This window comes from Arthrobacter sp. NPDC092385 (assembly GCF_044755105.1).
Taxonomy (GTDB): domain Bacteria; phylum Actinomycetota; class Actinomycetes; order Actinomycetales; family Micrococcaceae; genus Arthrobacter_D.
The window spans coordinates 42,070-61,606 of the sequence record NZ_JBIVQL010000015.1; the positions used below are offsets into that span (position 1 = coordinate 42,070).

The following is a 19,537-nucleotide window of genomic DNA, read 5'->3' on the forward strand; positions in this document are numbered from 1 at the left end:
ACGCGCGGCGCTACTGGTCCTCGAGGGAGTGCGGGTCCCCCACCAACCCAGCGCCACGATAACCAAAAGTGCTTCAGCCCCGAGCAACCACGAGGCCGCCGGCGGCCACGGCGTGCCCCGCATCAGGCCAATACCCAGGGCGATCGGATTCCACGGCAGGGATCCCGGCACGGGGGTCAGAACTGCCCCGAGGTGGATCAGGCCAACCGCGAGAGCGATCGCGCCCATGACCGCGATGACTGTGACAGCCGAACCGTTCTCCTGATCGTTCAACGGTTCACCTTCTCTTGCGCAGCAGCCCATGCCTTGTTCGTGTCGTGGGCGCGGTGCTCCCCGGCAGTGAGGTTCACCCGGAACGGCACACCGGGCTCGTCCCCTGTTTTCAGCATGAACCGGCCCCGCCCGGGCGGAGGCGATACCTGACCGGTGTTCGGGTTCATCGACCCTTCGGCCGACCAGCCGACCAGCAGGGCTTTCTCCCGCTCGGAGACCGGGAACACCGTTTCGATGAGGCTCATCTCGTTCTGCGCGAGCCCGCCGAGGATCTTCACGGAGGAGCGTTCCACGAATCCGGTGGCGATCTTCGTCAGCTCGTCCGTGGAGAGCAGCAGGTCCTTCATGGAGTGCGTGATCATCAGCTGACCCAGTCCCTTGGTCCTGTTCAGGCGGGTCAGGGCGTCGATCTGGTGGACCAGCAGCTCGCTGGCTCGCAGCGACTGCCACAACTCGTCCATGATCATCAGGTGATGGCGTTCCTCCATCAGCCCGGCGTCGGCCATGGTCTTCGCCGCCGAGACACCCGCCTGGCCGTAGGACCAGCACACCGTCTGTACCGCAGCCCGCAGCATCAGCTGGGACTCGTCGATCATCGAGATGTCGAAGTCCACCGACTTGTCCATGAGCATTTCTTCGGTCGTCGGCTGGCAGAACACATCCCCGAACGGGCCGTGCTCACCGAGCGCGTTCAGGCCCGCGAGGAGGTTCTTCACCTGAGGCAGGTACTCCGTGGAGTCCTCGATGAGCAGCGCCGCCTTGATCTGCGGTGGGCCCGCTTTGATGACGTCGACGACGTCGCCGACCAGCGGCTGCCGTCCCTCAGCTTCGGCCTTTTCTGCTGCCATAGCTATCGCCATGGACAGGACGGTTTGCTCCTGCTTCTTCGCGTCCAGGGGCTCCTTGAACACGAGTTCGATGAGCCCGGTGAGCGTCATCAGTCGGCGGCTGTGAATCTCGGCGCGCATCTGCCGCTGCACGGGAGCTTCCAGACCTCCGAGCCTGTTCCAGAGCGGCCCGGCGTCCAGTGGGTTGATCGCCCCGACACCGGGGGCTACCCGGATGATCTGGCCGTTGGTTTCCTTCACGACGCCGGCGAAGTCAGGTTTGAGGTCCCCGGCCACCAGGATCAGGAACCCCTGATCAATCAGAGCCAACGCCATGCGGACAGCCACCGAGGACTTCCCGCGCCCGTTCAGGCCGAGGATGAACCCAGACGGGGAGGAAATGATCCCGCGAAGGAACAGACTGATCGGATCCCCGCACACCACGGACCCGTTCAGGAGATTCCGGCCGAGGATCGCCCCCACCAGCGGCGAGGACGTACCGACGCAGAACGGCCACAGACCCGCGGTCTGGTTCGAGGTGGCCGTGAACTCCGGGGGCGGTTCCACCCACGTCACCATCCCGCCGTCGCACACTTTGATGCCCTTGTCGGTGAGCTGCGGGAAGGACGCGGCGGCCGCCGTCGTCGCCGCCACGGATTTGCCGAAGAACTTGTCGCTGACCTTGTCGACCAGCTGATCGAAGACAGACATCTAGAGGGCCTTTCTCACGCTGGCGGAAATGGTGGCGACGTTTTCTGGGATGAGCCCCAGGCCGAGGTTGAACGCGAACGCCGCATCGTCGTTGTAGTCACACCCACGCACCCGCATCTGGATCCCGCTCGAGGCGCTGCGCATGATGGACGCCTCCACCTGAGGCAGCTGCTCCGGGGTGTGGACGGTCGCGGTAATCCCGATCGCGAACCGCACCAGGGCTGCACCCTCGGCCTGCTCCCGCTCAGCTTTGCGCGCCTTCTCAAGGGCGATGATCTGCGAGCTGGTCGGACGTCGGCCCTTCTGGTTCGTGGCAAACTGCGCGTTGGTCAACGCCTCCTGAACCTGCACCGCTGACTTCTCCGGCGGCTGCGGCCGGTAGAACACGGTCACCCGCTTCTGCACCATGCTCGAATCCGGGCTCAACAGCGCCACCAGCGCGTTCTCCCGGAACGTTCCGGCCGGCGGCCGGAACATCTGCCACGACTTCGACACGACGCCGGCATGCTCATACCGGCCCGGGAACCCGACCGTCCGTGCTGAGGCCGGACCGACCTCATGCCACGTCAATCCTGTACCGGTACCGGTCAGACGGGCCCGTTCCACCGCTGCCGCGCCCAATGGGTTGTACGCCACATAGGTCTGATCCGTCAGGTCCGTGCCCTTCATCAGCGCCACACTGCCCGCACCCGCGGACTCCAGTTCCTCAATGAACCCCTGGAGCAGGGACTTCACGTCGGACACCAGCTCGTCGGCGGTGCGCTCCGGCGCCCGGCCCTGGTCACTGGCCTTGCCGCTGAACGTCAGCGACACCCACTGCTCGAGCTTGGGGACATTGTGGTTGAGGTTCTGCACGACGTCGTCCATGACCTGCCGGGCGAAGGATGGAACCTCGTGGTTACCGGCCTGCTGACGGGCTACGGACACTGCGTCCGGGAGGCGTTCGTCGGGATCGGTGGTCGACTGGGTGGTCACCGCGATCTGTTCGACCCGGGCGTTCGATCCGGCATCACGCTGGAACGCCGCCCATGATCCGACCAGGCGGTTCACCCGGTCCTGATCGAGCAACCCCAGACCGGAGGAGTTGGTGGAGAAGAACACCGTCCCGGTCTTCAAGCGCGGGTGCCACAGCATCACGCCTTCGTGACCGAACAGGTCCTGGAAGTTGATCAGCTCCGTCGCGGCAAGCAGGCCCGGCGCCCGGAATGAACCGTCCGGGATCTGTGAAACCGGCCCGGCCTTGTAGGTGGTAGCTCCTGCTTTCTTGCCCTTGGTATGCATGCTGCGGGCAATCCACCGCTCCGGCTTGGAACGGCCGTACCGGTCCTTGGACCCGAGCACCGCGGCCACGGCCAACGCGAGAACGGAGAGCACGATAGCCACCCAAATCTGGGACATCATGATCGCGATGAACACGCCCACCGCCCCGATACCCAGGACAGCGGTCGAGGCCATGGTGAATCCCATCAGCCCCGCTGTCTTGTCCTCGGCGATGTTGCCGTACTGCCGGACAACCTGCTGATCAGTGCTCATACGTCATTCCCGCTTTCCATCCCGCGTTCCATGTCCTTCGCCGCGTCCCTCATTGCGAACTCGAGGCGCTGTTGGTTGAGCCCTGACTTGTCTGCCGCCTTCTCGGCTCCGCCAGGGGCTCCGTCTCGGTATCCCTGCGCCGCCGGAGATTCGCTGCCCGCACCCTGTGGTCCGCCACCGGCGTCACCATCAGGGAAGGTCGATTCCGCCGAAGGGGCATTTGACCCAGCTGACGGTTCAGCACCCGCTGGACCGCCCCTTGGCCCGTTGGGCCCTCCATCACCTGAGGCGGGCCCCGGGCCGCCCTCCGTCTGAGCAGGTGCCCCTGAGCGGGCTGTCTGCCGCTCCGCACCTGTCGGTCCGCCCGTGCCACTGCCAGACTCGGCACCAGCACCTCCGCCAGCTCCTCCACTGTTGTTGCTGTCCGCGCCAGTCTCCGTGGCCCCCGGTGCGCCGGATCGCTGAGCTTGCTCCTCAGCACCCGTCGGTCCACCAGAGGAACCGCCAGCACTTCCGGATCCACCGGTGTTACCACCAGAACCAGCACCACCATTGACTCCGTCTCCGCCACCGGGACCAGCACCGCCAGGTCCTCCAGCAGAACCAGTACCTCCGGTCGGGGCAGGTGTGCCGCCCGTTCCGTCAGCACTTGCGGCTCCCGCCGGTCCGGCCGTACCTGAGGTTCCAACTACCTCGGTTGCCGCTGCCGTGCCGGTAGAGCTCACGGTTCCAGCCGCCTCGGTCGCAGCTGCGGTGCCGGCAGTCCCAGCTCCTCCTGCGGTCCCTGCCGCGGCCATGCCCGCAGCCCCGACGCCAGCCGTGACCGCACCGACCGCCAGTGCTCCACCGAGCATCGCGAGCCCTGACGCGCCCATGCCCTGCGGTCCGGAGCTGATCGCCGGAACGAGGACTTTCGCCAGGGCAGGCATCGCGACGGAGGCACTGAGGATCACGACGAGGCCAGTGATCAGGCTGATCATCGTGTTCCCCAGCTCGTTCTCGGCCGTGCCCTGAATACCTTTGAGCAATGCGAGTCCCGCCCCGTAGAGAACCGCCGCAGCAGGCTTGAACAGCACCACGGCAGCGAGCCACGCCACGGCCTTATCGAAGGATTTGCGGCCGCGCTCGGTCTGCGAGGCAGCGGCGAAGACCGGCAGGACACCGCACAGAGCAATCGCCATGCCGTAGGAGAAGATGACGATCAGCGCGTTCAGGATTGCACCCAACAGGGCCAAAGGAACGATGAACAGGACGATGCCGGCGAGCTGCATCGTCATAGTCCCGCCCGCGATAGCCTCCAGCCCCATGGCCTGCCCGAGTCCGTCTTCCTGCGCGGACCCGGAGATGGTTGTGACCAACCACGGTGCGAGCTCGTCAGTTGCAGCGAACAGCAGCGCCACCATGGGGACCGCGATCGCCGTCGTCAGAATGGTGCGGACCATTCCCATCACCAGGTTCTCCGCCGAGTTGCGGTCCTGATCGCGGGCGATCTTGATCAGCGCGAAGACAGTACCAAGGACGCCAGCGACTCCGACGAAGAGCACCGTCGACGTCTGGATCCGCGCAGTCGCGGAGCCCTCCCCCATGTCGGGCGCCCCGATCTTCAACCACCACGTACCGACGAAGTTCAGAATCTCCGTCAATATCTGGATCACCCACCCCGCGAGAAAAGTGATGAGCTTCTCAATCGCGTCCCCAGCAGCCGATTCCAGGAAGCCCCCTACTACTTCCCCAATCACGATCTGGGTCCCCACTCGATGTAGGGCTGTCCTTGGTACCGGGCCCATGTGTTGAAGTCATTGCCGGACGCCGGGTCGAGCTTCCAGTCCCCGTCTTCCCAGACCAGGTCGACCTGAGCTACAAGCGTCTGGTCGACGCCATTCGAATCGGCCGCCGAATAGACCAGTAGATAAGACGCCGTGTCACCGTCGTAGTTGTTCTGGATATAGCCGATCAGATTCAGCCGCGTGATGGCAGTAGGGTCTTCGCTTTGCTCGATTCCGTCCCGGATGCGCTGCGCCCTTTCGCCCAGCAGGACTCGATTCGGTCCGTCCGCCACCGCCGCTTCGAGGTCGGGTGCTGCTTCCTCACTGACCGAGGGGTCGAGCGCGACCACATAGGTAGCCGCTGCCATCAGTGCGCCGGCTTCGGTGTGTGAGTATCCGACCCGAAGGGTTGAAGGCTGCTTCTGGCAGCCTCCAAACTCCGAGAACGGGACGACGTTGTAGCCGGCGGCTACCCACTCCTCAACGACAGGAGCGGTATCCCCGACGGAGGTCTCGTCATCGCTGAGGTCCGCCTGGCAGTCCCACGCGGTATCAGCCTCCACCACGGCGGGTCCTTGGGTGGTGGAAGGAGTGGGCTCCGCCGCACCGGGAGCCTGGCTAGCCGGGCTGGTCGTGCTCGTCGGTGCGGCGGAGTCATCAGCGTTGTTATCGAGAAAGAAGGTCCGTATGCCCCAGGCTGCGAGACCCACCACTACGAGGACCAGCAGCATGACAGCAGCACCGAACCAAGCGGGTCGGCCGGTGGGTCGGTCGGTCGTGTCCTGTGTGCTCATCGTCTGTCCTTTGTCTCGTTGTGCGGGCGTGTCAGTCAGGTAGGGATCAGGCGGCCGTGACAGCGGCCCAGATCGCCCCTGACGAACCGATCAGAAGTGCTCCGATCATCGGCCAGAGCGGTGCCTCGACCGACTCCCCATTGCGGCGTGCCTTACCAGCCTGTACCAGCCCGAAGATGAAGTAGACGAACAGCAACGCGGTGGCGCCCCAGAGGATCCACCCCATGACCGTCGTGAGACCTTCGGTGCCGGGAGGCTGGGTCGGGGTGAACTGCTGGGCGCTGACCGACCCCTGACGGGCCGGGGTGAAGGCGTTGATGGTGGTGATTGTGTGTGCTGCCAGTGCGTTTCCGAACATGATGGTTTCCTTCTCTCAGTGCCCGGTGTGGGCGATCTTTTCGATTTTCCGGAGCACGCTCTTGAGACGCGTGCCGGAAGCTTGTGGGGTTGCGCCAACTTCACGCCACGACGCCTCATACGGGACGGTCATGGCGACCGGGAACATGCGGGCGACACCGCGCGCGAAGTCCAGGGTCGGCTTCGTCAGCCGGTTCTTTGGCCGGTCGTGGACGATGACCAGGCCGACCAGCTCGTAGGCGAGCTGCCCGGACGCCGATTTGCGGGCCAGCTGCTGCGCGGCCTCCAGCGAGGACCCGCTGGTCGAACACACCAGCAAGGCACGTCCCGCCCACGTCGGGTGCTGGTCGGACTCGTCCACGACGTTGTCCGAGCACATGCCTGCCAACGTGGTGGTCCCGACCCCACCGGAGGCGCCCACCAGCCACAGCGTCGCCGTGGTCACCGTGACTGACGCCGCAGGTTCGGTTTCCTTGACCGGTTCCTCGGCCAGGGTCTGCTGAATGTTCTGCGGACCGCGCAGCGACTCACGGTGCCCCAGGATCGGGTCATCGTCGATCGGGTCCTCTTCCGGTGCTACTTCCGGTGCAGTGATGAACGGGTTGCCCTTGGTCGTCACGCTCACAGCTCCTCCGCGATCAGAGCGGCAGCACGGAGCCAGGCACGCCGGGTCCGCGGGAGCATCGAGGAGAACCGGATCCTGCCCTCGACCAGGGACGGGTCATAGGGCACCGTGGCGACAGCCTTCACGAACGGCCGGAAGGACTCAGCCAGCGCGTCCAGCTTCGCCTTGCCATGCGCCGGAGTGCAGCCCAGGACGATCACAACGGCGCGGTCCGCGAGGGACTGAGCGTGCTCGTCCCCGGCCCGTAGTGCGCTGAGAATCCTCGACGCACCCTCGGCCGCGTCATCGACGGACTTCACCGGGATCACGACCTGATCGGTGTGGCTGATCATCGCTTCCCAGTTGTCGCCGCGCTCGGTATTCCCGGAGTCCTTGACGATCAGCCGGTAATACTTCGCGGCCACCGCGTACAGCCGGTGAACCTCGGCGCCGGTGACCTCATGACGGGCCTTGGCACCGGAACGGTCATCGGAGCGAAGCACGTCGTACTGGTCGGAGGGCTGGTGGTGAACGTAGGACGCAAGGTCTCCCGCCCGGGCACCGGAGGTCATGAAGTAGTCCGTCCGGCCGAGGAGGTCGACCACCGTTGCTTCGTGGCCGGCATCGTAGGTCCGCCACCCCAGCGAGCCCAGCGAGTTGTTGTTGTCCCATGCCAGAACACCGGACCCACCCATACGGGCGAACACCGCCGACAGGCAGATGACCGTCGGGGTCTTGCCTGCGCCGCCCTTGGGATTCAGGACCGTGATCGTCCGGGGACCCTCCCAATGCTGAGAGACGGCTTTCTCGTCCTCCCGCTGCGCCAGCTCGTCGGCGGACGGAGCGAGTTTCATACCAAAGTGATTCAGCAGTCCACGCATCCCGAGCTGCGCCGGAGACGCCGCATCGGGCCGGTCCACGAACGACGGCATCGAGGATCGACGCGTCGGCACGACTTCTACAGTCGTGACCTCATCCTGCTCCGCCGGTGCTGCCACCGCTGCTGTCACTGGTGCCTGCTCCACGACGTCCGCAGGAACCTGCGCCGTGTCCGTCTGGGTGTCCGTATCCGGTTCAAGGACCGCCACCGCCGTCTTCAGTGCAGGGGATTCCGTCACCGGCTCGGTGGGTGCCGGAATTGCTGTGGACACCCGCCGGGATGCCCGAACAGGTGCCGCAGGAGCAGGAGCAGGAGCAGGAGCTGGTGGAGGTGTTGGTTCAGCCGGCGCCGATGAAACAGCCGGTTCTGCCGACACTGCCACGGTCGCAAGGATTGGCTGCTCATCCGGGGTTGTGGTGGCAGCCTGCTCAATGACCGCTCCATCGGCCTGCACGAGGACCGTCCGAGCCCCGGCCGGGTCCTCGATGTGCAGTTCAACGCTGGTAGTCGCGTCTACGGCAAGGCCGGTCGCGGTCGTCATCACTGAACGCCGCGCTTCCATCACCGTGGAGTAGTCCGCGTGGGTCTTGTGTCCTTCCACGTCCAGGTCAAGGGCTCCGGTCTGGTCGATCACAGCGGTCATTTTCATCAGGGGTTCTCCTTCGGGGAAACGGCGGAAGTGGAGGCAGGAGCAGGGGTATTTGTCGTCGCAGGGGTCGGCGCCATGGTCGAGGTCGGTGAGGCGGTCGGACGGGGGCCGGTGTCCGCCAGCGCGTACAGGGAGTTCGGTGAGTCTCCGGTGGGTGATCCAGTGGCACGGGTGATCGCCTTCCCGTCCGCCGTGATGAGGTCCGGGACGGACGCCTGCAGGGAGTCAGCGGTGTCCTCGACCTCGCCGTGGGGATTGATGCGCGACTGTTCACCGTCGGTGTTGACCCAGGCGTACCCGGCCGAGAGCTTGCCCGCGCCGGGTAGCCGGTGAGCTTCCATGGCGGGGACGTCGATGAGGACGGATCCGGCCAGCATCAGAGCGTTCTCACGGTCCAGCTGCAGCCCGGAGGCTGAGACGCCCCCGCCCTCGAGAGTCACGAGTCCGGCCTGCGTTACCTCCGTGGCATCCGGGGCTGTCCCGAGGTCGTAGAAGCCGATGCTGACCACATCACTTGCTCCGCCGCTTGCCCCACCCTCGTTCTTCCATGCGGCGACCACGCGACCGTCGATGGATCCGAGGACGTTGATCAGTTCTGCACCCTCTGCCGGGGACGGCAGTGTTGCCGGGGAGGGCAGGGCGGCAGAGTCCGTGGTGACCCGCCAGATTCGGCCGGCCTGCAGATCCGCGGTCACCAGGTCCGCGCCGAGGGCTTCGATCGGTTCGGCGGCCGCGGGGACCACCCGGGACACGGTGCTGCCGTCGGCTGCGACGATCAGGGTCTGCTTGCTCGGAAGGTCCACCCGGGGCGCAGTGCCTCCGTCGAGAACGATCGTCCCGTTCTGCGGAACGTCGACGCGGATCGGATCAGGTTCGTCCCCGAACATGACCAGCTCACGCGCGGTCGACGCCGCCACACGGGACTGCCCGTCGAGGGTGAACAGGGCCACCTCGCTGATCGTGAACGGCGCGGTACGCGTCCACCGCTCCACCCCCGTCTCCGGATCATGAGCGGTCAGGGTTGACCCGTCCACGCTCACCGGGTGACCGGAAGGGTCCTGGATCGCCCGGACCGTTGAGGACTGCATCGGCGCGGTCCACGTCGCGTAGGTGTCCCACCCGGCAGGAGCCGGAACCGGGAGCTGCGCCGGGGGCGGCGTATAGATGGTGGCGGCAGGTGTCGCTTCGGGATCCTGGAGGACGTAGACCCCGCACACCCCGACGGTCACGACGAAGACCCCGGCGCTGCCCCACATCATCAGCTTCCGACGGCGTGCCTGCGGACGCCGCACGCCACCACGGGCGGCGGTCGCTCCGCTCGAGGTCCGGCGGCGGCCAAGACGCCCGCTCCTGCGGGCACTGGTCTGTCCGTGGACGGTTCCATTACCGCTGGTCAGCGTCGTCGCGGGATCGGTGGAACGCTCCTCGAGGGTGCCGAACTCGGTGTCGACGATCATTTCGTACACCTCGCCGTCCTCGGTGTGGCCCTGCACCCGGCAGGCTTTCAAGCCCAGGCGGCGGCATGCTTCCGACGCGGCGTCGGCCGCGACGTCGGCAGGGGAAGCGTCCTCGAGCACCGGGTAGGTGAGGACGTCACCGTTGGCGTCAGCGACGATTTCGCCCTCCCCGATGGTCAGGACGATCACCGGCCATGGGTGCACGGCGTGGCTCATCGCTGCCCCCCGATCGCTGCGGTCAGGTCCCGGGTCTGGTGCCCGACGACGTCCCACTGGCCGTCCACCTTCTCGAGGTAGAGAGTCACCTGCCGTTGGCCGGTGCCCTCGAGTGGTGTCTCGTTCCGTGCGACCCATCGCCAGGTCACGTCGAGGACCCGGATTGCCTTGTCCGGGGCGATGTCCTGCGCTGCGTCACCGATTGCGGGAACCGCCCGGGGAACGCTGTAGGCACGGTGCTCGGCTGGTTCGAGCCAATCACCGTTGCTCGCGTTCCGCTCGGGTTCGATCTGGTTCGCTGCCCACGCGTCGCTCATCAGCGGCTTCGCGCGGACCGCGGCGGCCGTCTCCGTGCGGTCCACCGTCGTGTCCCAGGAGTGCAGGATCAGGGCAGCGACCCGGGCGGTCGACTCGACGTCGGAACGGTCAGCGTCCTCAGGGGACGCGAACGTGTCGCCGCCCAGAACCTCCGCGGCCGCAGCGGAGGTGAAGGAGCCTTCGGAGATGGTCGTCGGCGCGGAGATAGGTGCGACGTTGTCCTCAGCTGCCGGAGCGTCAGCGCCGCAGCTAGTCAGGGCGACCATCGAGACTGCGAGAGCTGCTGTGCGGTACAGGTGTGCGCGTGAGCGGTGGGTCATTTCACCCACGCTCCTTTCTCTTTCAGGATCGGCTCGGGGTCGAGGTTGAAGTTGTTGTAGGGGTAGGCCGCGTCCGGCGATTCGGGACTGTAAATCTCGAAGTGCAGGTGTGTGGCCACGCGCCCGAGACCGGCCCTGTTGCCCTCGATGCCGACGATGTCGCCGCGTTCCAGAACGTCACCCATTTGCACGTCGTAGCGGTTCAGGTGGCAGAAGCCGAACTTGAACGCCGGTTCTCCCTCTTCGATGACCTTGGCGATGACACAGCCGTCGACGGGCAGGAAGCTTGTGACCTGGATCTTGGTCGGGGCGATGACCTGGCCACCATCGCCGTAGCCGGCGCCCGGGGTCGAGATGTCCACGCCGACGTGTTCCTGCGCCCACGCAGGAAGGCCCGCGATGCCCCGGTGCCCATAGCCGGAAGTGAACACGCCGCCCGGCAGAGGGGTCGTCCACTCGCCGTCTCCGAGGTCCCCGTCCCACGCCACTCCCCCGGCCGGAGCCGCACAGTCGGTCGTGAACTCGTTCTGCCCGGTGTTCAGGATCTTCTCGATGTACTGCACGGTTTCCGTGAACGGCGGGACGCCCTTCACGTTCTGCACCGCACCGGGGCCCGCGTTGTAGGCAGCAAGGGTGAGCTTCACCAGAAGGTCCGCGTCGTCACCGGCCAGCGATTGCACCTGCTCTTTCAGTGCAGCCATGTAGCGGCCGTAGGCAGGGATCGCGTCCTCAGCCGAGAACGGGTCCCCACCGTCCCCGTACATCGCCCAGGTGCCGGGCATGAACTGAGCGACGCCCTGAGCACCCACAGGGCTCCGAGCGCCTTCGTTCCAGCCCGACTCCTGCTTCAACTGCGCCGCGACGACACTGACCGGCAGGCCAGCGGTTTCCGCCGCGGCCTCCACCAAAGGGCCCCAGCCATTCGGGATCGTCGGCGTCGACGCCAGCGTTCCGGTGTCCGTGATCGAACACGTACCGGTACGTTCCTCGGTCTGCGTCAGCACGGCTACCGCGCCAACCCCGGCGACCGGAAGGCCGGCGAGCACCAGCCCCACAACAGCAAGGACGGCCACCATCGCTCCTGAGCCCTTGGTCTCCTCGTCTGCCATGGCGACCTCCTCTCAGGCGGTGATCCGGGCGGCAGGGCTGGTTAGGCCGTGGCCGGTAAAATCTGGAAGACTACAGATGCAGCCTGCTGTCACTCTCTTAGAATTAAGAATAACTCAAGAAAGTGACAACAAGGGCATCTTCCTGTCCGTTTTCACCGATTGGTCCCACCGAAGGGCATCCCATGGCCGTCTCCGGCGCCGAGTTCACGCAGTGGCTCGAAAGAAGCGGCCTCTCAACGTCCGGCAGCGAGCTGAGTCGCATGATCGGGGTGCACCGTCTTACGGTGGGAAACCAGATACGCCGAGGAAACGTGCCGGAGACGACGATCGTCAGAGTCGCACGCGCCTATGACATTGACCCGGTTACCGCACTAACGCACTTTTCCGGGTACATGGACCTCGATACGCGGCCGCGGCCACCTTCGTCGGTGGAAGCAGTGAGCCAGGTTCACATCGCGAACCTCATGACCGAGATTCAAGTGCGGACAAATTCGAGTTTCAGTAGAGATGTATACACACCCCCGGCTTTGACGGGCTTTCCCCATACCGGCTCTCATCGCGCATGGATTGACAGCATCGACCAGGGTGACATCCGTCATGATGTGGCGGAGCAAACCGGTATCGCCATCACTTATCTCTATGCCCAGCTGTCGGATAACAAGCTCACCCCACTACAGGCAGTGACAGCCTCGAGGATCAGCGGAACCTCGATGGTGTCCGGGCTCGTCGTGGTCGGGCTGCTGACCATGAAGGAGGGGGGATGGGCTGATGATGTCCGGGAAACGGCATTGAGTGCTATGGAGGATGACCCGCTGATGGAGCTCGTTCAGCAGCGTATTACCCTCTTGCGTCGGCGAATCAAGCAACGCAAGGAAGCAATCGAATATGCCGAGAAGCTTGCGGAGGCGATTGGATGACCGACAGCACCCACGTTATTTCGATCAGTTTCATGCTGATTGTTCTTGGTAGTGCTACCTTCCATCGCCTGACCGCTAAAAATACGCCGGAGGGGGCGAGGTCGCTTCTACGTCCCAGCGGTCGTCTCGCGCTCATGGGAATCCTTCTCACTGTTGGCAACGTCATGACGATCCAACCTATTTACGAATTCATTGACTCCTACATACCTGTGTCAAATGGGACCTCGGCGATCGCACAAATTTTCGCTATGGCTGCCGTCTCTCAGCTGGGAGTACATCTAGCGACTTCCTATAAATCTGACTTCGCGCTTCGCTGGCTTGTCGGCATCCGTGGTTCCCTCGCACTCCTGGCTGCTTCTCTTGGCGCTTTTGGCGCCCTAGTCTCCTCCCAAGCGCCCAACCCCTCCCCGCGGCTGGTGGACTATCTGACCCAGCCTCCGGTGCACGTCATGCATTGGATCGCTCTCGCGTACATCGCCTACGTGATGGGGATCCTGTTCAGGCCAGTCCTCCACGACAGCCACGTGAATCCATTACGCCTCACCCGTGCAGGGTCCAGGCTCATTCTGTTCGGCTTTGTACTATCCATCGGTCGCGCCCTCGCGTTCCCTTGGGAACTAGAGGCTTGGCCCCAGGCGTTCTATCTGTTTGAGGTGATTTCACAGGCATCGGCCGTCTGCGTGGTGATCGGTCTGTGGATGTTCGCCTACACGCGAACGCACGGAGTTGCTGGCCGGAAGATTGACGCCAACCTACCTGTGGACTGAGGAGAGGTACATGGATCAAACACCCGAAGCAGCCAAACGCGCTGTCGGACGCATCCTGACCAAGGCCAACCCGGAGAATGAGGTCGCCTACGCGGTCATCTTCCGGGCCGTCAAAATCTGCGTCGCCGCTGGCATGAGTCGCCGGCAGTCTGCCAAGTACCTCGGCGTCCCCGCCCGCCGCATCGACCGGCACGGCCAATACTTCCGAACCGCCCGATCGCTACGGACCCTGTTCGGCGAAGCCTTCGCTTCGACGTCTATCCCGGTTCATGAAGAGAACGCCAAGAGGAAGCTCATCGAGTGGGCCTGGAAGCCCTAGCACTTGCTGTCATTTACTAACGGACGAAGGACTGTGACATATTGGTTGCAGTCCTTCGGTCGTTAAGGAAGCCATGCAGCCCTTGAGTTCACTCCCCAAAGTGTCGCGCGACACGCCGTCTCCGGGTGCGGCTTTAAATAAAAATCCTTGGCAGAGTGAGCCCATGACTGCTCAGCGGAAGCTTGGACGACCCAGCAAGGGCTACGGCCCACGTCATACCGTCGCGGTTCAGCTCAGCCCAGAGGAGTTCCAGGTCCTCCAGCAGATCACCGCTGAGATGGGCATGAAGCCAGGACCGTTTCTCACCGAGAAGGCGCAAGCCATCATCGCTGCGCTGCGCACAGAACACTTCGCCAACCAGGAGGCACTGCCCCTCGAAAAGGCCAGTTAAACGAGGAAGGCCCGCCTAGCCGGCGGGCCTTCGTATCAAGTTATTCAAGCTCTCCACCACCGTATCCGCCAAGATTCCAGGTGAGGAGCTCAATACCGCTACGCCTCTCGGCGTACCTGTGTACGAAAGTGAGTTTACACCAGGTGCTAGAAGCTCCTCTAGTTGTTTGTGCCGCGCCGCGCCGTAGCGATTCTGCAGATGATGCATGGGTCCTGGCACCCCTCATCGCTGGCCAGCCGACGTACCGCATTGGGCGGTGGAAGGACGGCCGGTTCCAGTACCCGCAGCCCACCACTCCCCTGCAGATCACCAAGACGGTGCCTGCGCGACCGGCGGCCGTAATGCTGCACGACGTCGACGGCTCTGTCCGCACACTGGCCCTCGACCTCGACACCTCGAAGGCTCGGAAGACGGTCGTCGACGACGACGCCCGACGCCTCGGAGAGATCCTGCGCTCAGCCGGCCTCGCCTACGTCGAGGACGAGTCCCCCAGTGGCGGCCGCCACCTGTACGTACCCCTGCAGGAACCCCTCACCGCGGTCGAGGCCCGGCAGCTGGTCGAAGCTCTGGGCCGTCGCGCTGTCAGTCTCGACCCGAGCCCGCACCAGAACGTCGTTCACGGCTGCATCCGTGTCCCAGGATCCGCACACAAGGCCGGTGGCCACCAGAGGCTCGTCACGCCGCTCACGGACGCTTACGGCATCCTCACCCGTCGTAACCCCGCCAGCGCGGTAGCTGGCCTTTGCAAAGCCCTGGCGCCGGAGCTGTACCGCATCGAGCAGCAACGCCGCGCACAGGAACGCGCGACGGCAGCGACAGCCACCGTCCATGCGATCGCCAAGGGCTCCGCAACATCACCGGCACCAACGGCCGGTAGTGAGCGCCCGCTGCGCTCCGTGGCCCGCACAGGGCTCTACGACGGCAGCCGCTACGCCAGCCACTCAGAGGCCCGCATGGCGGTCCTCAACCACTTCTCCGCCTGCCACTGGACCCTCGACCAGGTCCGCGCCGGAATGACCAACCAGTTCGCCGGCCTCGCCGCCCTCTACGGCACAAAGGTAGACCGGCTCCTGCCCGTCGAGTGGGCCAAAGCCCAAGCCTTCACCGCCGCCACAACACCAGCGAAAGACCCCGCCCAGCGAGCAGGGAAGAAGACTGCGCACAAATACGACACAAGCCCTACCAATCTCACGGGGGGTAGCCCCAACCTCGCTCCGCAGCCAAGCCAGCACTCCATCCATCAGCTCGTGAACGACCTCGAGAATGTCCTCTACGCCACGCTCGACTACAGGCTCATGGAACGAGGCAGGGAAGGCATTCACCTCCGCTTCCTCATCCGTGCAGTCCTGGCCTACATGCGGACCATGGAAACGAACATCCTCGACGTCGGATGCCGCACCTTCGCTCTCGCCCTCGGCAAGAGCCACGCCACCATCGCACGCCTCCTGCCCGTCCTCGAAGAAGCATCAGCAGGCATCCTCACCCGAATCGACCGTGCACGCGGCCGCAACGCCGACACCTACGCCGTGCAGCTCCCCGAACACTTCCAACAGCTCGCCCGCGTGCTCACCTGGCGCAAAGGCAAGATCCACGCCATCCGCCCCGTCTTCCGGGTCCTCGGAGACGTCTCAGCCCTCGCCTACGAAGCCATCGAACGCGGCCACCACTCCCCCACCACCGCCGACCTCACCCGCACCACCGGGATCTCTCGGCGCGCCTTGACCGACCACCTGGCCGGCATGGAAGCCCTGCAAATGATCCGCCGGCACCACGGCCGCTGGGAACTTGTGGCCACCACCAACCTCGCCCACCTCGCAGACCGGCTCGGAGCCACCGAGGACCGCGAAGCCCAGCTCACCCGCTACCGCAAAGAACGCGCCGCCTGGCACGCATGGCTCGACCGCCACCTAGTCCCCCACCTCAGCGAGCACGAGCTGTACGACGCAGAGACAGATGAGCACTGGCTACCACCTCTTGAGGAAGAGGACGAGTACCAACGTTCGCTCTGGAACGCCGCTTAGTTAGCGCATTCCTCCAACGAGCAGGTTGAAGCCGCAACCACTAGCTCTTCAGAGCTTCTTCGCGAGCTCACTCCGCTCTTCACTTCTACTCAAAGCTGAGCTAGCACTTGTACGAGTTCTTCTACAAAAGCATCAAATAGTGCTCACAATTTTTGGGCCGAGGATCGCCCTAAAATCCGCGTCAGCACTGGGAAGTAGAGCAGCCCGGAGTGGATCCGACACGCCGAGATGAGCTGGAAAGAGTGTTCGTCAGGCGCGGTTGTAGGGGAAGCGCCATAGACTAGGGGCATCCCCAATTTCCCGGGGTCGTACTCGAACGGCCATTAGGCCTGGACGGTGCCACAGGGGAAGGGGGTGATGATGGCTAAGCATGCTAAACGTTCGACCGAAAGACAGAGCAGAGCCGCGATCCGCGTACGACTAGCGACTAACTACGTACTGCTGACCACGGCTCTTGTGAAACTCGCACTGATCTTTGTCGAATGGCCTATGTAACCATCCACCTTCGTGGGGGCTCAGAAGTACCACCTTCTGGGCTCCCACACCCCAGGACAGCGTTCGTGTTGAACACGGAGCATGTCCCGCAGTGTTCGACAGTGTTGCCCACTGTAAACGAAGACACTCAAAACTGTAGCACCGCGTCACGCGATTCCGTAGACAACGGTGCTTGTCAGAATCGTTGACGCGAAGTGTCAGGAAACCAGCAAGCGAACAGATTTTTCGGTTGCGTTGTCCTACGTTTCCGCCAACATCGCTGACACAGAGCGGCGTGTGAAGGATTTTCCGACTCCAACGTCATCAACAACGAGAGCGTTGCCGGGGTGAGAGCCTCCCGTTCCATCGGCGCCGACCCAACCACAAACTGTAGACAACGCGATCCCCTACGCGCCCGCCTCCTGCACACATGATGCACGGCAAAAGCTCCCCCACGCTCCGCTGCTTTTCCCGCACACCTGCTGCACAGCAGGAACCAGCGGCCCGCCTGCCCACAACCACATGCGTCACCGACACGGGATAACTCACCTCGAGCGAGCAGTGGACGTGCACAGGCTCCTGGCGCTTAGGTACCGATACGAGTCTTGACCGGGATCTCCCGGCGTCTGCACTGATCCGGCCGCACCCACGCCTCGCGGGCCCGCGAGAACTCCACCCACTGCGCGTACACCGCATCCGGGGTCCATGCCATGGCGAAGCCTTTCACTGTTTGCTTCCGGCCCTCCGGGTATTCCAGCTCCACCCACAGCGCAGGCGCCTTCTCCGGCTCCGTCGCCGGTTTATCGGGTGGGTCGAGCTGCAGCGGAGGCACATACCGGTCGGCGCTCGGCGGGATGCCATGCCAACCAGGGCGAGGATCTGAACTCACCGGCACACCGTATAGGGCTCCCCCGACAGTCGGGACTTACGAGTCTCGATCGGTGTGGATCGCAATGAGTCGCTGGCCCTCGGGCACACGCGAGAGCATCAGACTCTTTGCTTCTTCGTACGTCGCGCCCTCGGCGCTGACCTGGTCCAACTCGTCCCCTCGGACCACACCCGTAACGATCATCGGACCAGCCTAGGCGCGTCGGGCTGGGCAGTTGTACTACTCATTTACTCATGAGAGTATTTGAGTAAATGAGTATCTGAGTAGACAAGAACAGGAAGGTAGCCGTTGAAAGTCATCGCCGTACTGAACCAGAAAGGTGGCGCAGGGAAGACAACCCTCGCTACCCACATCGCCAGAGGCTTGCAGCTCTCCGGTAAGTCCACGCTCCTGGTCGACTCCGACCCACAGGGCAGCGCCCGGGACTGGGCTGCTGTCCGCGAGGACCACCCCCTCACCGTCATCGGCATTGACCGCCCCACCATCGACAAGGACATAAAGGCTCTGGCGAAGGTTGACTACGTCATCATCGACGGAGCCCCACAGGCCGCCGACCTCGCCGTATCAGCGGTCAAGGCAGCCGACGTCGTTCTCATCCCCGTGCAACCCTCCCCCTACGACATCTGGGCCACCTCCGACCTTGTCGACCTGGTAAAGCGACGCATCGAAATCACTGACGGAAGACTCCGCGCTGCATTCGTCGTCTCACGTGCGATCGCCGGCACCAACATCGGCAAGGACATTGCCAAAGTCCTCGAGGGCTATGAGCTTCCCGTGCTCACCAGCCGCATCCACCAGCGAGTCGACTACCCAGGAACCGCGGCCACCGGCAGCACAGTCCTCGAACTGTTCCCGAAGTCCGAAGCAGCCAAGGAAGTCCTCGAGCTGATTGCCGAAGTCGAGCAGTTCACCAATGAAGAAATGAGTAACTGAGTAAATGAGTAGCCTCGGAAACCTCGGCCCGGGCCGCCCCAGTGCGGCTAAGAGCAAAGACAAGCTCATGCAGTCTCTCGAGGACGTGGAGCCCACCCGCCGCGTGAACTTCGAGCTTGCCGCATCCAAGCATCAGAAGCTCCGTATCCAAGCGGCCAAGCGCGGCATGTCCATCAAGGACTTCCTTACCGCCTACATCGACTCACTCCCCGATGAGTAAGTGAGTAAGTGAGTATTTGAGCAAATGGGCAAATGAGTAAGGGTCGGTTCCGCTGGGATCGGCCCTTACTCATGGAACTGGACCCACACACGAGGAGGCTGTGCACGGCCACCGCTTGCTCGAGGTGAGCTGCCAGTGTCGGTGAGGTGGTGGGTGTGTTCAGGTGGTCCGTGAGTCCCTGCTGTCCAAGTGTGTGTGGGACAAGCAGCGGAGCGTGGGGAGCTTGTGCCGTGCACGGGTGGGCAGGAGGGTACAAAGCACATCAGCAGCGGGTCTATCCTGCGAGCAGGAGCATCACCTTCTAGGTACAAAAAGGCCCGGAGTGCTACCTGAATGGGGGAACGCAGGTAGACCTCCGGGACCTCACCAGAGTTGTACCCCGGATGAATGCTTTCCAAACGATCAGCTTCCTGAGGAGACGCCGCGATGAGGAAACCGCCTTACGCTGGCCCGGACGACACCAATCAGTTCGACGACCTCACGCCCGACGAAGCCCTTCGAGCATTCACCTCTTACCGCCTGCTGGGGGACTGCTTTGAGCAATCCAGCGACGACGACTTAATCGGCCGCGGCTGGCTCATCGAGGACTGGAAAGCCCTCCTTAGGGACCGGCAGCAGCAGGCGTACCGGGCTGAACGCGAGCTATCGGCCGCGGTGCGGCTTGCCCGCAACGAGGGCGTGAGCTGGCACGACATAGGCCGCACGCTGCGCTTGCCGCTCGAAGAGGTAAGGGCCAGATTCGACTGGCCCTACGGAGACCACTAGGAAGTCCTGAATGGTCCTGGAGTGTCT

At 64.1% G+C, this 19,537-nt stretch carries 20 protein-coding genes; 9 read left to right on the forward strand and 11 right to left on the reverse strand.

Annotation, left to right across the window (positions count from 1 at the left end; genetic code table 11):
* Positions 1 to 269: 269 nt before the first annotated feature.
* The 7 genes from ACIQCY_RS15755 to ACIQCY_RS15785 all read right to left on the reverse strand — a co-directional run bounded on the left by ACIQCY_RS15755 (position 270) and on the right by ACIQCY_RS15785 (position 8,016).
* A complete protein-coding gene (locus ACIQCY_RS15755; RefSeq protein ID WP_400484839.1) occupies positions 270 to 1,811 on the reverse strand; it encodes a hypothetical protein in 1,542 nt (513 codons plus the stop codon).
* Positions 1,812 to 3,344: an SCO6880 family protein gene (locus tag ACIQCY_RS15760; RefSeq protein ID WP_400484840.1), complete on the reverse strand. Its 1,533-nt coding sequence runs from the start codon at positions 3,342 to 3,344 to the stop codon at positions 1,812 to 1,814. It lies immediately after the preceding gene.
* Entirely contained in the window at positions 3,341 to 4,987 is a 1,647-nt protein-coding gene (locus ACIQCY_RS15765; protein WP_400484841.1) for a hypothetical protein, read from the reverse strand. Before ACIQCY_RS15765 ends, ACIQCY_RS15760 begins: the two co-directional genes overlap by 4 nt.
* Positions 4,988 to 5,079: 92 nt before the next feature.
* Entirely contained in the window at positions 5,080 to 5,904 is an 825-nt protein-coding gene (locus ACIQCY_RS15770; protein ID WP_400484842.1) for a hypothetical protein, read from the reverse strand.
* A gap of 46 nt (positions 5,905 to 5,950) precedes the next feature.
* Positions 5,951 to 6,262 carry a hypothetical protein gene (locus tag ACIQCY_RS15775; protein WP_400484843.1) on the reverse strand — a complete coding sequence of 104 codons (312 nt, stop codon included), beginning with the start codon at positions 6,260 to 6,262 and terminating at the stop codon, positions 5,951 to 5,953.
* 15 nt (positions 6,263 to 6,277) lie between these two features.
* Positions 6,278 to 6,886: a DUF6668 family protein gene (locus ACIQCY_RS15780; RefSeq protein WP_400484844.1), complete on the reverse strand. Its 609-nt coding sequence runs from the start codon at positions 6,884 to 6,886 to the stop codon at positions 6,278 to 6,280.
* A complete protein-coding gene (locus tag ACIQCY_RS15785; protein ID WP_400484845.1) occupies positions 6,883 to 8,016 on the reverse strand; it encodes an AAA family ATPase in 1,134 nt (377 codons plus the stop codon). The genes ACIQCY_RS15780 and ACIQCY_RS15785 overlap by 4 nt, the downstream gene beginning before the upstream one ends.
* Before the next feature lie 8 nt (positions 8,017 to 8,024).
* On the opposite strand from ACIQCY_RS15785, the gene ACIQCY_RS15790 reads away from it, so the two are divergent.
* Complete coding sequence (locus tag ACIQCY_RS15790) at positions 8,025 to 8,180, forward strand: hypothetical protein (protein ID WP_400484846.1); 156 nt, start codon at positions 8,025 to 8,027, stop codon at positions 8,178 to 8,180.
* Between the two features lie 213 nt (positions 8,181 to 8,393).
* Here ACIQCY_RS15790 and ACIQCY_RS15795 read toward each other — a convergent pair whose 3' ends face one another.
* Genes ACIQCY_RS15795 through ACIQCY_RS15805 form a run of 3 tightly spaced genes read right to left on the reverse strand, consistent with a single transcriptional unit; the run spans position 8,394 to position 11,814 of the window.
* Positions 8,394 to 10,067: a hypothetical protein gene (locus tag ACIQCY_RS15795; RefSeq protein WP_400484847.1), complete on the reverse strand. Its 1,674-nt coding sequence runs from the start codon at positions 10,065 to 10,067 to the stop codon at positions 8,394 to 8,396.
* Entirely contained in the window at positions 10,064 to 10,705 is a 642-nt protein-coding gene (locus ACIQCY_RS15800; RefSeq protein WP_400484848.1) for a hypothetical protein, read from the reverse strand. Before ACIQCY_RS15800 ends, ACIQCY_RS15795 begins: the two co-directional genes overlap by 4 nt.
* Complete coding sequence (locus ACIQCY_RS15805) at positions 10,702 to 11,814, reverse strand: transglycosylase SLT domain-containing protein (protein WP_400484849.1); 1,113 nt, start codon at positions 11,812 to 11,814, stop codon at positions 10,702 to 10,704. The genes ACIQCY_RS15800 and ACIQCY_RS15805 overlap by 4 nt, the downstream gene beginning before the upstream one ends.
* A gap of 182 nt (positions 11,815 to 11,996) precedes the next feature.
* Here ACIQCY_RS15805 and ACIQCY_RS15810 point away from each other — a divergent pair, with 182 nt between their 5' ends.
* The 5 genes from ACIQCY_RS15810 to ACIQCY_RS15830 all read left to right on the forward strand — a co-directional run bounded on the left by ACIQCY_RS15810 (position 11,997) and on the right by ACIQCY_RS15830 (position 16,229).
* Positions 11,997 to 12,731 (forward strand): hypothetical protein, encoded by a 735-nt coding sequence (locus ACIQCY_RS15810; RefSeq protein ID WP_400484850.1) that lies wholly within the window; start codon positions 11,997 to 11,999, stop codon positions 12,729 to 12,731.
* Entirely contained in the window at positions 12,728 to 13,498 is a 771-nt protein-coding gene (locus ACIQCY_RS15815; protein ID WP_400484851.1) for a hypothetical protein, read from the forward strand. The genes ACIQCY_RS15810 and ACIQCY_RS15815 overlap by 4 nt, the downstream gene beginning before the upstream one ends.
* Before the next feature lie 10 nt (positions 13,499 to 13,508).
* Positions 13,509 to 13,817, forward strand: coding sequence for a hypothetical protein (locus tag ACIQCY_RS15820; RefSeq protein WP_400484852.1), 309 nt, complete (start codon positions 13,509 to 13,511; stop codon positions 13,815 to 13,817).
* A gap of 163 nt (positions 13,818 to 13,980) precedes the next feature.
* Positions 13,981 to 14,208, forward strand: a complete 228-nt coding sequence (locus ACIQCY_RS15825; RefSeq protein ID WP_158504783.1) for a hypothetical protein — start codon at positions 13,981 to 13,983, stop codon at positions 14,206 to 14,208.
* A 341-nt stretch (positions 14,209 to 14,549) separates the two neighbouring features.
* Positions 14,550 to 16,229 carry a hypothetical protein gene (locus ACIQCY_RS15830; protein WP_400484853.1) on the forward strand — a complete coding sequence of 560 codons (1,680 nt, stop codon included), beginning with the start codon at positions 14,550 to 14,552 and terminating at the stop codon, positions 16,227 to 16,229.
* Between the two features lie 1,060 nt (positions 16,230 to 17,289).
* Here ACIQCY_RS15830 and ACIQCY_RS15835 read toward each other — a convergent pair.
* A complete protein-coding gene (locus ACIQCY_RS15835; protein ID WP_400484854.1) occupies positions 17,290 to 17,592 on the reverse strand; it encodes a hypothetical protein in 303 nt (100 codons plus the stop codon).
* 288 nt (positions 17,593 to 17,880) lie between these two features.
* On the opposite strand from ACIQCY_RS15835, the gene parA reads away from it, so the two are divergent.
* The 3 genes from parA to ACIQCY_RS15850 all read left to right on the forward strand — a co-directional run bounded on the left by parA (position 17,881) and on the right by ACIQCY_RS15850 (position 19,510).
* Positions 17,881 to 18,525: a ParA family partition ATPase gene (gene parA, locus ACIQCY_RS15840; protein WP_400484855.1), complete on the forward strand. Its 645-nt coding sequence runs from the start codon at positions 17,881 to 17,883 to the stop codon at positions 18,523 to 18,525.
* Between the two features lie 4 nt (positions 18,526 to 18,529).
* Entirely contained in the window at positions 18,530 to 18,745 is a 216-nt protein-coding gene (locus ACIQCY_RS15845; RefSeq protein ID WP_196823112.1) for a hypothetical protein, read from the forward strand.
* Between the two features lie 426 nt (positions 18,746 to 19,171).
* Positions 19,172 to 19,510 carry a hypothetical protein gene (locus ACIQCY_RS15850; RefSeq protein WP_400484856.1) on the forward strand — a complete coding sequence of 113 codons (339 nt, stop codon included), beginning with the start codon at positions 19,172 to 19,174 and terminating at the stop codon, positions 19,508 to 19,510.
* Positions 19,511 to 19,537 lie beyond the last annotated feature (27 nt).